This window comes from Mesorhizobium sp. M1428 (assembly GCF_040317515.1).
Taxonomy (GTDB): domain Bacteria; phylum Pseudomonadota; class Alphaproteobacteria; order Rhizobiales; family Rhizobiaceae; genus Mesorhizobium.
In genome coordinates this window covers 1-12,114 of sequence record NZ_JAMYKT010000006.1, presented here as the reverse complement: position 1 = coordinate 12,114, position 12,114 = coordinate 1, and the positions used below count along the sequence as shown (strand labels likewise).

The 12,114-nt window shown below is 61.3% G+C and carries 12 protein-coding genes; 7 read left to right on the top strand and 5 right to left on the bottom strand.

The window, feature by feature from the left end; genetic code table 11:
• Window positions 1–62: 62 nt before the first annotated feature.
• The 3 genes from NKG60_RS10420 to pdxH all read right to left on the bottom strand — a co-directional run bounded on the left by NKG60_RS10420 (window position 63) and on the right by pdxH (window position 1,919).
• Window positions 63–521, bottom strand: coding sequence for a hypothetical protein (locus tag NKG60_RS10420; RefSeq protein WP_352660935.1), 459 nt, complete (start codon window positions 519–521; stop codon window positions 63–65).
• Between the two features lie 105 nt (window positions 522–626).
• A complete protein-coding gene (locus NKG60_RS10415; protein ID WP_352660937.1) occupies window positions 627–1,256 on the bottom strand; it encodes a LysE family translocator in 630 nt (209 codons plus the stop codon).
• Window positions 1,257–1,301: 45 nt separating this feature from the next.
• Window positions 1,302–1,919, bottom strand: a complete 618-nt coding sequence (gene pdxH / locus NKG60_RS10410; RefSeq protein WP_352660940.1) for a pyridoxamine 5'-phosphate oxidase — start codon at window positions 1,917–1,919, stop codon at window positions 1,302–1,304.
• A 39-nt stretch (window positions 1,920–1,958) separates the two neighbouring features.
• On the opposite strand from pdxH, the gene NKG60_RS10405 reads away from it, so the two are divergent.
• Window positions 1,959–2,420 (top strand): RT0821/Lpp0805 family surface protein, encoded by a 462-nt coding sequence (locus tag NKG60_RS10405; RefSeq protein WP_352660943.1) that lies wholly within the window; start codon window positions 1,959–1,961, stop codon window positions 2,418–2,420.
• Between the two features lie 100 nt (window positions 2,421–2,520).
• On the top strand, window positions 2,521–3,447 hold the full coding sequence (locus tag NKG60_RS10400) for a DnaJ C-terminal domain-containing protein (protein WP_352660946.1): 927 nt from the start codon (window positions 2,521–2,523) through the stop codon (window positions 3,445–3,447).
• A 75-nt stretch (window positions 3,448–3,522) separates the two neighbouring features.
• On the opposite strand, the gene NKG60_RS10395 is transcribed toward NKG60_RS10400, so the two are convergent.
• Window positions 3,523–4,761, bottom strand: a complete 1,239-nt coding sequence (locus NKG60_RS10395; RefSeq protein WP_352660949.1) for a YcaO-like family protein — start codon at window positions 4,759–4,761, stop codon at window positions 3,523–3,525.
• 159 nt (window positions 4,762–4,920) lie between these two features.
• Between NKG60_RS10395 and NKG60_RS10390 the strand changes: the two genes are divergently transcribed.
• Window positions 4,921–6,651 (top strand): adenylate/guanylate cyclase domain-containing protein, encoded by a 1,731-nt coding sequence (locus NKG60_RS10390; RefSeq protein ID WP_352660952.1) that lies wholly within the window; start codon window positions 4,921–4,923, stop codon window positions 6,649–6,651.
• Window positions 6,652–6,661: 10 nt separating this feature from the next.
• Here NKG60_RS10390 and NKG60_RS10385 read toward each other — a convergent pair whose 3' ends face one another.
• Complete coding sequence (locus NKG60_RS10385) at window positions 6,662–7,240, bottom strand: hypothetical protein (protein WP_292663892.1); 579 nt, start codon at window positions 7,238–7,240, stop codon at window positions 6,662–6,664.
• A 173-nt stretch (window positions 7,241–7,413) separates the two neighbouring features.
• On the opposite strand from NKG60_RS10385, the gene NKG60_RS10380 reads away from it, so the two are divergent.
• The 4 genes from NKG60_RS10380 to NKG60_RS10365 all read left to right on the top strand — a co-directional run bounded on the left by NKG60_RS10380 (window position 7,414) and on the right by NKG60_RS10365 (window position 11,885).
• The gene (locus NKG60_RS10380; protein ID WP_352660956.1) at window positions 7,414–8,781 is read left to right on the top strand and encodes a S8 family serine peptidase; all 1,368 of its coding nucleotides are present in this window, start codon (window positions 7,414–7,416) and stop codon (window positions 8,779–8,781) included.
• A complete protein-coding gene (locus tag NKG60_RS10375) occupies window positions 8,772–9,941 on the top strand; it encodes a DUF1501 domain-containing protein (RefSeq protein ID WP_352660959.1) in 1,170 nt (389 codons plus the stop codon). The genes NKG60_RS10380 and NKG60_RS10375 overlap by 10 nt, the downstream gene beginning before the upstream one ends.
• Before the next feature lie 506 nt (window positions 9,942–10,447).
• The gene (gene fabI / locus NKG60_RS10370) at window positions 10,448–11,266 is read left to right on the top strand and encodes an enoyl-ACP reductase FabI (protein WP_031211054.1); all 819 of its coding nucleotides are present in this window, start codon (window positions 10,448–10,450) and stop codon (window positions 11,264–11,266) included.
• A gap of 31 nt (window positions 11,267–11,297) precedes the next feature.
• The gene (locus NKG60_RS10365) at window positions 11,298–11,885 is read left to right on the top strand and encodes a histidine phosphatase family protein (protein ID WP_352660962.1); all 588 of its coding nucleotides are present in this window, start codon (window positions 11,298–11,300) and stop codon (window positions 11,883–11,885) included.
• Window positions 11,886–12,114: the final 229 nt, after the last annotated feature.

Below are 12,114 nucleotides of genomic sequence, written 5' to 3'. Positions count from 1 at the left end.
CCTTGTCTGGCATCGTGAACCCGCCGGCAGCAACCGGCGGGTTTCTTGCCATGATCTCTTTATCACATCGCCATTTTTTTACATTCGGCCTGGGCCTTTGCCGAAGACGTGTCGATCATGAATGTCTTGCCTTTGGCGTCGGTCATCAACATCATGCAATGCTTGATCGGTTTCGCCATTTTCATCATTTCGGCGCTCATCTTCGCGTCGGGCATCATGGTGCCCATATGTCCATCGGGCATGATCGCCATGACCTCCCCACCCTTCATCACTGTCATTGTCCCCATCGCGTCCTCCGCAAAGCCTTGCGAAGCGAAAAGGCAGGCAAGACCGGCCATCGTGACCAACCTGAGTGAATGCATTGCTTCCTCCTGAATTTGCGCCAGCGGCGCGTTGAGCCCTTCCCTGGTTCGTTCCGGCAAGCTGGAACGTTTCACGCACACGAGATCGTGATAGTGGGAATTGGAAGCACAAGGTCTCTGTAGCCCGGGGAGTTCTGGGTTGTTCGGCGCAGGCGCCATGGCCTGACCTGGGTGCCAAGCGACTCACAAGGCCTGGGGCACCGCTGGGCGGCGTGCACATTCCCTTGGTTCACTATGCATGGTTCGTCAGGAACCATTCAACCGTCACCGGTGCTCGGTCGCGATCCGGATGCCGAGCCCGATCAGCACCATTCCGGTCACGCCCTCGATGACGCGGCGGATCGACGGCCGGCGCAGGAAATCGCCTGCCTTGGCGACGACCGTTGCGTAAAGCGTCAGCCAGGCAAAGGTCATGACGGCGAAGACTGCCCCCAGGCCGAGCAGCGCAGTGAAGGTCGCTCCACCGGGGGGCACGAATTGAGGCAGAAGGCTGGCGAAGAACACGGCCATCTTCGGATTGCCGAGATCGCTGATCAGGCCTTGGCGAAAGGCGTTTGCTGCCGTCAGCCGCCGTGCTGGTGTGGTGAAAGCCGCCTCGTGCTGTTGGGGCGGCCGTAACGCATCCTGCAGTGCCTTGACGCCAAGATAGACGAGATAGGCAGCACCGGCATATTTGACGGCAAGAAACAGTGGCTCCGAAGCGACAAGCAGGGCGACGATGCCGGCGCTGGTGGCCAGTGCCCAGATCGTCTGGCCGCTGGAGATGCCGATCGCCGTGAACACGCCGCCTGCGCGTCCGCCAAGCAGCGTGTTTCGAATGGTGATGGCGGTATCCGGCCCGGGTGTTGCGAGCACGACAAACGAGACGCCAAGGAACGCCAGAAACAAGCTCATGGATCACTCCTGAGATCGAAGCAGCACATTGTGCCGCATCGTTTTCTACGGATAAAGCCTCACCTTGTCCCAGCCACCCTCGGCGTTGCGTGAAAAGACGACACGGTCGTGCAGCCGGAACGGACGGTCGTGCCAGAACTCGATGGTTTGCGGCACGATGCGGAAGCCCGACCAGTGTTTTGGCCGCGGGATGTCGCCGATCGCGTGGCGCGCCGTATATTCGGCAACCGCCTTTTCCAGCGCGAAGCGGCTTTCCAGCGGCCGCGACTGTTTGGAGGCCCAGGCGCCGATGCGGCTGCCGCGCGGGCGGGTCGCGTAATAGGCATCGGCTTCGGCATCGGTGACGATCTCCACCGGGCCGCGCGCCCGCACCTGCCGGCGCAACGATTTCCAGTGGAAGCAAATCGCCGCTTTCATGCTTCCAAGAATCTCGCGGCCCTTGGCGCTCTCGAGATTCGTGTAGAAGACAAAGCCGCCCTCGTCGAAGCCCTTGAGCAGCACCATGCGCACGTTCGGCATGCCCTCGGCGTCGACCGTCGCCAGCGCCATTCCGTTGGGGTCGTTGATCTCGCTCTTCGTAGCGTCGTCGAGCCACGACGCAAAAAGCCGGAACGGCTCCGCCGCCTCGGTAAAGTCACCGCTTGTTAACCCGGTTTCGCTCATAGTTTTCCCAAATTTGTCGCCGGCTGGGGAGATTGCCGATTGTCGCGTATCGCGCAAGCTTTTGACAGTGGGCAATGGGGCGTTATCGCTTCGGCCAGCGTCAAAGCCATGATCGTGACAATCATTCTTCCGCTTGCCGCCTGTGGCGGGGGCGGCTTCAGCCTGGAGCAGGCGGAGGTGGACCGCTCGATACTGACCTCGAGCACGCCGGCCTCAGTCACGCCGCTCGATCAGGATCGTGCTTCCGACCAGGCTACGATCCGCAATGCCGTGTCCTCCGCCGACGTCGAACAACTGGCCGGGCAGGCCGTTCCCTGGGCGAATGCCGACACCGGCTCGCGCGGCTCCATCACCGAGCTCGCGGAATTCAGGGTTAACGGCGAGACATGCCGCCGCTTCACTGCGTCACGCGAAAGCTTCGACGGCGTCGCGCTGTTCAAAGGCGAAGTATGCCTGGCTGGCGGCAGCGCATGGCGAATGCAGGATTTCAAGGCGCTCTGATTTTCCGCCGGTGATATAGTGGTAAGCCACTGGAATTTCTTCCTATGCGAGCGCATATAGGAGGCGATCATGGAACCACTCCTTCTCCAGGGCAGTAAGCATGCGCGACCCCTATGAGGTGCTGGGCGTTGCCAAGAACGCATCGGCCAAGGACATAAAATCGGCGTACCGGAAGCTCGCCAAGAAGTATCACCCGGACCAGAATCCGGATCCCAAGGCAAAGGAGCGTTTTGCCGCCGCCAACCAGGCTTACGAGATCGTCGGCGACGAGAAGAACCGGGCGGCTTTCGATCGCGGCGAGATCGACGCCGAAGGCAAACCGCGGTTCCAGGGGTTTGAGAGTGCGGCCGGCGGCGCCGATCCTTTCGCCGGTTTCCGCCGGCAGCAAGGGCCGGGCGGCGCGCATTTTGAATTCCGCACCGGCCGTCCCGGCGGTGATCCGTTCGACGGCAACAGCGACATCTTCAGCCAGATCTTCGGCGATGCTTTCAGCCAGCAGCGCGGTGCCGGCACGGGCGCCGGCCGCCGGATGCCGACCGCAGCCGACCTCAACGTGACGCTGGACGTCACCATCGAGGAGGCCGCAACCGCGGAGAAGGTGACGGCGATGTTCCCCGACGGCCGCAAGATGGCGGTCAAGTTGCCGGCCTATGTCGAGGACGGTCAGACCATCCGGTTGAAAGGCCAGGGTGAGCAAGGGCCGGGGCAGCCGGGCGATGCACTGGTCAAGATCCGCTTTCGCCGGCACCCTCGCTACCGCGTCGAGGGCCGCGACCTGCATGTCGACCTGCCGGTGGGGTTGGCCGATGCGGTGCTTGGCGCCAAAGTAGCGGTCGAAACCCCGACGGGCAGGATTGCGGTCAACGTCCCTCCTTGGTCGAGCTCGGACAAGGTTCTGCGGCTGAAGGGCAGGGGCCTGCCGGAAAAGGCCGGCGGTCACGCTGATCTCTACGCGCATGTGCGGCTGATGCTGCCGGAAGGCGGCGATGCCGAGCTCGAGGCGCTGATGCGCCGGCGAAAGGGATGACGGTCGAAAGGCCAGCGCTTGATACCATGTGTGAAAAGCGTGCCCTCCGCGGTGGGCATGCCCGCGACCATACGATCACAATGGAAAGGGAACCTCGTGGATGGCCTGGGAAACTGATGGCCTCAAACCTAGGCGCACAGGAACGTCATAGAGCCTGCCGCCGCCCAACCGGGGCTTGGTAGGACGAAGTCCAGGTACAAACACTCGTGCAACAGGCGATTCAGCGTTGTGCGTCAGGTTAACCGCAAAGATCTCAAGTTCGTGCTCGCGGCAGATGTCGAGGCAATAGTTCCAATCCAGTCGCAGCTCGACTGACGAGGCCTGAACTGCTGAATTGCCGGACAGGTGAGGACGGCGGTGAATGTTCTCATCCATGTGCCACCGGTAGAGGTGCAGCGCGCCGGGGGTAAAGGCCGCCGTGCCGGACACGTCGGCGTTCCGTTTGAGCAGGGCAAGGTTCGCCTCACATTCTGCAAGTTCCCCCACCGCGCGCCGGGCCGCCTCCGACATGGATCGTCCGGCCGCGAATCCGAACGCCATCGCGCCACCCCCGACGTGATGAGAAATTGCAGCGACAATGGGGATGGGCAGGTCAAGCGTCAGGAGCAGAAGCCGCAATTCGCGGTTCTGCGTCAGCAGCCAATCAGCGTATTGGGACGCCAGTCCATCCGACAGCGAAGTCAGGTCTATCCGAGGCAGAACCAGCCGATTGTACCACCATATGGCTGTTGCATCGCGCTCCACGACTTCGCAGAAGCCGCGCACGACCGCGTCCTCTATGCTCGATCCCCTCGCAAGACCATTGGAGTCAGCCGGGGGCAGACCTGATGACTCATCGTTGGGATACCCAAGAAAGCACAATCCCGCAGGCACCCAGGCCTGGCTCGTGCTGAAGCGCGGATCACTCCGGATCCAGTCCAGCGGCTGCGACCTGTGCCAGCGGATCGGGACCGCGCGGCTATCATCGACGTTTTTGTTCCAATGCAGCCGCTCGCAATACTGCGCATCACTGAAAAGTGTGAGTGCAGGCGGCTCGATCACGCGCCCGCGCAATTCGCCGGCGCGGGCGCGTGAGAGTCGCTCATGAGGGATCATCTGGGCGAAATAGGTTTCATCGGCCTCATACCCGCAGGCGGTTGCCGCCTCCTGGGTGGTGTTGCCCCACCCTGACACAAAACGAGAAGGTCTGGCCCCTCGTACGGGACCGACCGCGACCGTGATCGGGCATCCGAGCGTGGGATCGGTGATCACGATGGGGCCGTAAACCAGGCTTGACCCGCCGGCCCCTGCCTCGGACGCCTGCCGCTCCGGCATTATGGACCCTTCACCCAAGCACGGCCCTCACTGTTCAATCCTCTACACCAAATGCTCATTCGCACGCTGACACGCACTGGAGTATGATGCAAACTCCTGCGAGGCGCTTCGATATCGTCAAGCCGACGTTGAACATAATATAACCCGCCGAGGGAGAGAATGAACGCGGGCGACAGCAATCTTCAGCGACGTCTGACGGCTATCCTGGCTGCTGACATGGTCGGTTACTCGTCGCTGATGGCCCGCGACGAAGAGCGCACCTTCGCGCTCGTCAAACATCTCATGCAGGACGAAATAGAGCCTAGGATCACGCAGCACCGGGGACGGGTTGTGAGAACGACCGGAGACGGGATGCTCGCCGAGTTTCCGAGCGCTTTCGGAGCCGTGCAGTCAGCAGTGGAAGTCCAGGAACTGCTTGTCGGCCAGTCTTCGGGGAAGGCCAGCCAGGAAATTTTCCTCCGGATTGGGATCAACTTCGGTGATATCATTGTCGATACCGATGGCGATGTGTTTGGAGATACCGTCAACATAGCCGCGCGCCTGGAACAGTTCGCCAGCCCGGGCGGTATCTGCCTTTCCGGAAAGGTGCACGACGAAGTTCGCGACAAAATTCATCTTCCGTTTGAATATTGCGGCGAACAGCATCTCAAGAACATTCCACGCCCGATTTCCGTATACTCGTTGTTCCAAAAGCCCAAAGGGCTGCCGCCTGCATCGACTGCGCAGGTGGCTGGTCCGAGCAAGCCCTCCATCCTCGTTCGCCCGTTCAAGAGCGCGGGCGACGTCCAACCCTATTTCAGTGGCGGCTTCACCGAAGACATCGTCACGGAACTGACGCGCTTTACTCAGCTTACGGTTGCGTCCCATTATACGTCGACGCGGCTCAAGGATGTGGACCTGGTCGCGGATAACGGCGTGGATTTCGTCATCGAAGGCGGGATCCGCCGCATGGGCCGGCGAATGCGCATTACATGCGAGCTGGTCGACGCAACCTCGGGTGAGTGCTTGTGGGCCGAGCGCTACGACGGGGACGAGCAGGACATCTTCGATGTCCAGGACGAACTGATCGGGAAGATCGTCGGGACCGTTATCGGCCGTCTTACGGCCGCAGGCGCCGAGAAGGCGCGGCGTAAACCACCTGCCAATCTCGCGGCCTATGAGTGCGTGCTCCGGGGCAATGCCCTGCCCCTGGGCGACATCGCGGCCGAAATGGAGGCTCGACAGTGGTATCAGCGAGCGATCGAGCTCGATCCATCCTACGGGCGCGCGTACGCCAAGCTCGCCCACTATAAACAGCTTGAATGGTTTCGCGACATGGGGCCGTCGGATGCGGTGCTTGCCGAGGCTTATGACATCGCCAAAAAAGCGGTGGCGCTTTCCCCCAATGATCCAGTCTGCCTGAACATACTGGGCTGGGTGCTCCTCCACCGTCGTGATTTCGACGTCGCATCTCAGCTATACACACGCGCGCTCGAACTCAATCCGCACGATCCCGAGCAGGTCTCCTATCAAGGGACTTATCAAACATTTGCCGGCGAGCCCCAAAGTGCCTTGGACTGGTTCGAACGGGCGCGAGTGCTCGATCCCCTGTACGAGCCTTCATGGTATTGGCCATTCCGCGGTCTTGCCCATTTCATTGCCCACCGTCCGGACAAGGCAGTTGTCGATCTGGGCCGCTCGTCCACCATGCCGACCTGGGTCAAGGTCTATCTGGCTGCAGCGAACGCCCTGCTTGGCCGAAGCCAAGAGGCGAAGAGCTACACGTTGCTGGTTCTGCGTGGTGCACCGGAGTTCTCCGGGCGGCGGTTCGCCACCAAGGAACCTTACAAGCTGGACGGAGACCGCAACACGCTGCTCAACGGCATGCGGGAAGCGGGATTGCCCGAGTAGGGGCTGGCGACTATCTGCAGCCGAAGAGCACGGCCGTGGCTAGCTCGTCATGGTAGTGCCTGCCCTGGGCATATTTGTGATAGTCGTGGAGATAATCGATCAGATCGCCGCGGGTCAGGACCCCCCTCGGCACCTGGGGCACCACCACATTGATCAAGTTCGGTTCGTCTACGTGAACTTCGACAGACACTCCCGTTTCCACGATGTCTTCCAGCACGATCTTGAGATCACGCTTCAGGTCCGCATAGGCGACAGCATCCGGGATCGCGTCGCCCCCGTCGAGAGGGTCATCCTCGTATTTTATGGGCTGCCCATTTAGATCTTCTATCGTCAGTGTCTGCGAATGTGGCGCTGTTCCGGCGGCGGCGGTCCGGACCCTGATGTTGCCGATGGCACGGCCTGCTTCCGGCCGAAGCCTGATAGTATCACCGACGGCGAAAATCTGCCGATCAATGGTAATTGTTAGGGGATCTGTTGAATCCATGGACAAGATACGTGATGAGGCCGGCAAAAGCTTGAGCCAGGCCCCTACGATCGCTGCGCCGATCTCTTGGACTTGCCGACCTGGCTTCAATTCTGCCCTGGGCATCGCCGAGGCTCCCCTCCGAGGTCAATGCAAATAGCCTAAACGCATTTTGCATCTGTCGCAAGCAATGCGCAGGCGGCATGCTCGCATCGACTCGATGTTTTCATGGACAGAAAGCCGTATTGGGAGCATTCTGATCCTCGCGGTATCAGTAACGACAGCCGGAGGGTGTACGAATGATACTTGCTCAACTTCGTGTGCTGTTGCTCGGCTGTCTCCTCGCCGTTGTCGGAACAGTGAGACCGGAAGCGTCAAGCGAGGAGGGCCTCACCGACAGCGGTGACATCGAAAAGACTTTCATCGTCGACATCGCCAGGGCGGCGGAGTTACGCAAGGATATCGGCGCGCTGAACAAGTTCATCGCAGGCAAGGGCAAGCTGGAAGCGGTGGATATGCCGGATATCGGTATCAGCATCGTGACGGGGACCTTTTCCGAGAGCGAGATCGAAGAGCTGCGCTCCAGGGGATATGAGGAGCCGGATCCTTTCGTGGTGAACCTGTTCGATGGTGCCAGCTGCGAGGGGCCGGAACTCCTGGGCACCTCGCCGACTGCGGACGTTGTCCCTCCCAGCGTCTGCAGGGTCGTCGGGTCACCACAGCCGGTGGCTTCAGGATCGCCCACCGTATGGATCATCGACAGCGGAGTGGATTGGAACGTTGTCACCGCCGGGCTCCTCAAGGTTCAGGAAGCCATCGATTGCACGAGCAGCCCATGCCAGACCGTGTCGAGCCTCGACGACACGGTAGGGCACGGGACGATGGTGGCAGCAGTTATCGGCGGAAAGCGCGTCAAGCAGGGCGACCAGTATATAGGTCTGGTTGGTGTCAGCCCCGACGCCCCGCTCAAGATCGTAAAGGCCTTCAGTAAGCTGAAGACCGAAATTTTCGGCCCGCCTCTTCTCGCGCTTCGCTATGTTCGGGACAACGCGGTTGCCGGGGATATTCTGAACGTGAGTTGGGGTGCATTATATCTGGAGAGCACCAGACGCGGAAGCACGTTGCAAGATCTTAAATTTCTCGACGCCCTTCTTTATCAGATCGCCGACCGTCAGGTGCGCGTTGTGATAGCTGCGGGCAACCCCCGGGAAGACGAAGAGGGTCCTTGGGTACAGTCTTATTTCCCGGCCAATGCAGCGACTTATTTTTCGCCTGTGACGACAGGAAACAAGGTGGGAGCGATATACAGCGCGTCGGCTTCCAACAGCGAATATATTCAGGTGGCAACTCCTGGGAAATGCCAAGGCATCAGCAACGCCTGGTGCGACACGCTATGGCGCAGGGGGGCATTCGGCGCGTCCTATGCTGAACCGGGCGTCAATGTCCTGTCACTGTGGAAGAGCCGAAAGAGCGGCAAGCTCCGGAGGAACATCTGTTCGGGCACATCTTTCGCAGCCCCGGCACTTGCCGGCCTTTTGGTTCGCAATGCGCAGCCGACGAACAAGGCTCTGACAACGGGAAGTCTTATTCCGAATACGGATCTGCTAGGGTATATGACCGCGGGTACGCCGGTGAACCCAAGTTCGGACGAGCCTAAATGCAACTGACCCGAAGGGCAGCGCTGCAAGGTTTGGCCTTGGCGTCCGCGTTCGGTAGCGTGCGTCTGGCTGGTGCCTCGCTTGTGGACGAAGATCCTCGCCTTCTGCTCGTCCACGTGCGTGGCGGACTCGATGCATTAGCTGCCGTGCCGCCCTACGGCGATCCGCATTTTGCCTCGGCGCGCGGGCCCCTCGTGCCTTTCCCGAACTCCGGCGTCGCCGAGATGCTCAAGCTCGACGGGCTCTTCGCGCTTCATCCGGCGCTCGGGCCCCTTCTGCCCTACTACTCGTGCGGCGAGTTGCTCATCGTGCCCGCGACCGCAATTCCGGATGCGGGCCGGTCCCACGCGGCCGCCCAGGCGGCGCTGTTCGACGGCGATATCGACGGCGGCAGCGCCGGATGGCTCGACCGCGCTTCGTCTGTACTGTCGCGCCGGCAGAAGGCGGTGTGGCGGGCCAGACCGGCCGATCGATCGATGGACATGCTGGCCGATCTTGCGCTGGCCAATCCTCGGCTCGACTTCGTCCGCCTCTGCGCCGAGGGCACTTGGCCGTCCGGCGCAAAGACCAGCGAAAGCCTTCTGGAACAACATGCCGCATGCGACGCGGCTCGCTTCGGCGACGCGGCCAGGAGCGCGGCGCTTGCCCTGTCAGCTACGGGCGGACCGCGGATCGCGATGCTCGAGGTGGCCGGCTTCGACACGCATGTGGCGCAGGGAGCGGACTTCGGAAGGCTGGCGCGGAGTTTGAATGGGCTGGCGCGGGGCCTCATTGCATTTGCCCAAGCGTCCGGGCCTGCCTGGAACAGGACGGCGGTGCTGGTGGTCACGGAGTTCGGCCGTTCCGTGGTGCCCAACACCGACGGCGGCACTGATCACGGCGTCGCGAGCGTCACATTGTTAATGGGTGGCGCCGTTGCCGGCGGGCGAGTAGGCAATCGCTGGCCCGGTCTTGCTCGAGACCTGCTTCATGGCGGAACAGACTTGGCTGCTACGACGGACGTACGATCGATCATAAAGGGCGTGCTGACGGAACACCTGCATCTTTCTGACCGAGCAGTGGCTAAAATTTTCCCAGGTGCTGCCGGGATACCGGCGGTGCGTGGACTGTTTATCAGGAACCGTTGTCCAGGCGGAGACTGCTTCGATGTGATCTCCAGCGCGGTTTAGCTTCTTATCCGCGTTTTCGTCGGCTACGGGGCGCATCGAACTGCAATACGCGACGCCTAATCTTAAGTGGCCGCTTCTGGGAAGCTTCCGGAATGACGGATATTGTGAAGGGTTTCGAATGCCGGCCTACAGCGCGGTCGCCTATAATGTCCGGTTTAAGGCAATGGCCGAGCTAGCTTGAATGCCCGAGACGGGGCGCAAAGCGGTCGTCCACGGCTCAAACCATGGACGTTGTCTTGGGTCATGGCGTGACTTCGGCTGGCTAACGAACTTCCCCCAAAGGGTCATCTTCCGCCGTGCCACACAGATACTAAGTGTCCGATCTTTCCACTGGCCCACGACTGCAAGGTCAACGTGCTACAGCATTCTTTGCGCGTCCAAAGGATGCGCGGCTCTGTAGACCAACGGCTTTGTCCCCCGAACTGTCCGCTTTGAACGCTTGAAGGGGCACTGTGGCTGTGCGATAGGCACTCCACAACGTAGAGAACCTTGCGGAGAGCGCTGACATGGCGGGTGGACGGGGCCTTATGGCCGGCAAGCGCGGCCTTATCCTTGGCATCGCCAACAATCGCTCGATCGCTTATGGCATCGCCAAGGCCTGTGTAGACCATGGCGCCGAGATCGCGCTGACCTATCAGGGCGAGGCGTTCAAGAAACGCGTCGAGCCGCTCGCGGCGGAACTGGGCGCGCATGTCGCCGGCCATTGTGATGTGACCGACCCGGCCAGCCTCGATGCGGTGTTCGCCGATATCGCCAGCCATTGGGGCAAGCTCGATTTCCTCGTCCACGCCATTGCCTTCTCCGACAAGGACGAGCTGACCGGCCGCTATGTCGAGACGACGCGCGACAACTTCCTACGCACAATGGATATTTCGGTCTATTCCTTCACCACCATCGCCAAACGCGCCGAGGCGCTGATGACCGACGGCGGCTCGCTGCTGACGCTGACCTATTACGGCGCGGAAAAGGTAATGCCGCACTACAACGTCATGGGTGTCGCCAAGGCGGCGCTCGAAGCCAGCGTGCGCTATCTGGCCGTCGACCTCGGCGCCAAGAAGATCCGCGTCAACGCCATCTCCGCCGGCCCGATCAAGACGCTTGCCGCATCCGGCATCGGCGATTTCCGCTACATCCTGAAGTGGAACGAATACAATTCGCCGTTGAAGCAGACGGTCACGCAGGAGGAGGTCGGCGATTCCGGCGTCTATTTCCTGTCCGACCTTTCGCGCGGCGTCACCGGCGAGATCCATCATGTCGATTCCGGCTATCATGTTGTCGGCATGAAGGCGGTCGACGCGCCGGATATTTCGACGGTCAAGGACTGACACCACCGCCTGATCTCTTCCGGAAGACCTGATGTACCCGCTCGTCTATATCGTGCGCCACGGCCAGACGGCGTGGAACGCCGAGGCCCGGCTGCAGGGGCAGGCCGATACCGACCTCAACGAGCTTGGCCGCGAGCAGGCTAGCCGCAACGGGCGTAGGCTGGCCGAACTCATCGACAAGCCCGAAGATTTCGACTTTGTCGCCAGCCCGATGCGGCGCACGCGCGAGACGATGGAGCGCCTGCGCGCGGCGATGAAGCTCGATCCGCACACCTATCGTACCGAGCCGCTGCTCGTAGAATTGAGCTTTGGCGACTGGCAGGGTTTCACCTTTGCCGAACTCGAGGCGAACAATCCCGGTTCGACCAGGCAACGCCGCCTCGATAAATGGAATTTCCAGCCGCCCGGCGAGGGCGCCGAAAGCTATCAGATGCTGCTCGAACGGGTGAAGCCGTGGTTCGACGCGCTTGATCGCCAGACGGTCTGCGTGACCCATGGTGGCGTCATGCGCGCGCTGTTCCGTTTCGTGCTGGGAATGCCCGAACAAGATGCGGTCAGCATGGAAGTGCCGCAGGACCGCCTGCTCAGGCTGGACGGCCGGCGCCTGGAGTGGCTTTGAGGGGTCAAACTCTTAACGATCAGCCCCTTCTCAGGCATTGAAGGCAAATGGGGACGATGCAAGGTGACCCGACCTCCAGGTGGCGAGCCCCGAATAGCCGCTTCGCGCCGCATTTCGGTCATAGGATCAGCTCGCCGCGTCCTGAAAGCAGATGAGGTGGATGGCTCCCGCTCCCGGCATCTGAGTGCCACAGTGGGTTTGCTGTCAGGCAACCCGAGCAAAGGAGCCA

Excerpts from the sequence above, each read along its gene's own strand:
- NKG60_RS10420 (WP_352660935.1), bottom strand. The coding sequence starts at position 521 with ATGGCGCCTGCGCCGAACAACCCAGAACTCCCCGGGCTACAGAGACCT.
- NKG60_RS10415 (WP_352660937.1), bottom strand. The coding sequence starts at position 1,256 with ATGAGCTTGTTTCTGGCGTTCCTTGGCGTCTCGTTTGTCGTGCTCGCA.
- pdxH (WP_352660940.1), bottom strand. The coding sequence starts at position 1,919 with ATGAGCGAAACCGGGTTAACAAGCGGTGACTTTACCGAGGCGGCGGAG.
- NKG60_RS10400 (WP_352660946.1), top strand. The coding sequence starts at position 2,521 with ATGCGCGACCCCTATGAGGTGCTGGGCGTTGCCAAGAACGCATCGGCC.
- NKG60_RS10395 (WP_352660949.1), bottom strand. The coding sequence starts at position 4,761 with ATGCCGGAGCGGCAGGCGTCCGAGGCAGGGGCCGGCGGGTCAAGCCTG.
- NKG60_RS10390 (WP_352660952.1), top strand. The coding sequence starts at position 4,921 with ATGAACGCGGGCGACAGCAATCTTCAGCGACGTCTGACGGCTATCCTG.
- NKG60_RS10385 (WP_292663892.1), bottom strand. The coding sequence starts at position 7,240 with ATGCCCAGGGCAGAATTGAAGCCAGGTCGGCAAGTCCAAGAGATCGGC.
- NKG60_RS10380 (WP_352660956.1), top strand. The coding sequence starts at position 7,414 with ATGATACTTGCTCAACTTCGTGTGCTGTTGCTCGGCTGTCTCCTCGCC.
- NKG60_RS10375 (WP_352660959.1), top strand. The coding sequence starts at position 8,772 with ATGCAACTGACCCGAAGGGCAGCGCTGCAAGGTTTGGCCTTGGCGTCC.
- fabI (WP_031211054.1), top strand. The coding sequence starts at position 10,448 with ATGGCGGGTGGACGGGGCCTTATGGCCGGCAAGCGCGGCCTTATCCTT.
- NKG60_RS10365 (WP_352660962.1), top strand. The coding sequence starts at position 11,298 with ATGTACCCGCTCGTCTATATCGTGCGCCACGGCCAGACGGCGTGGAAC.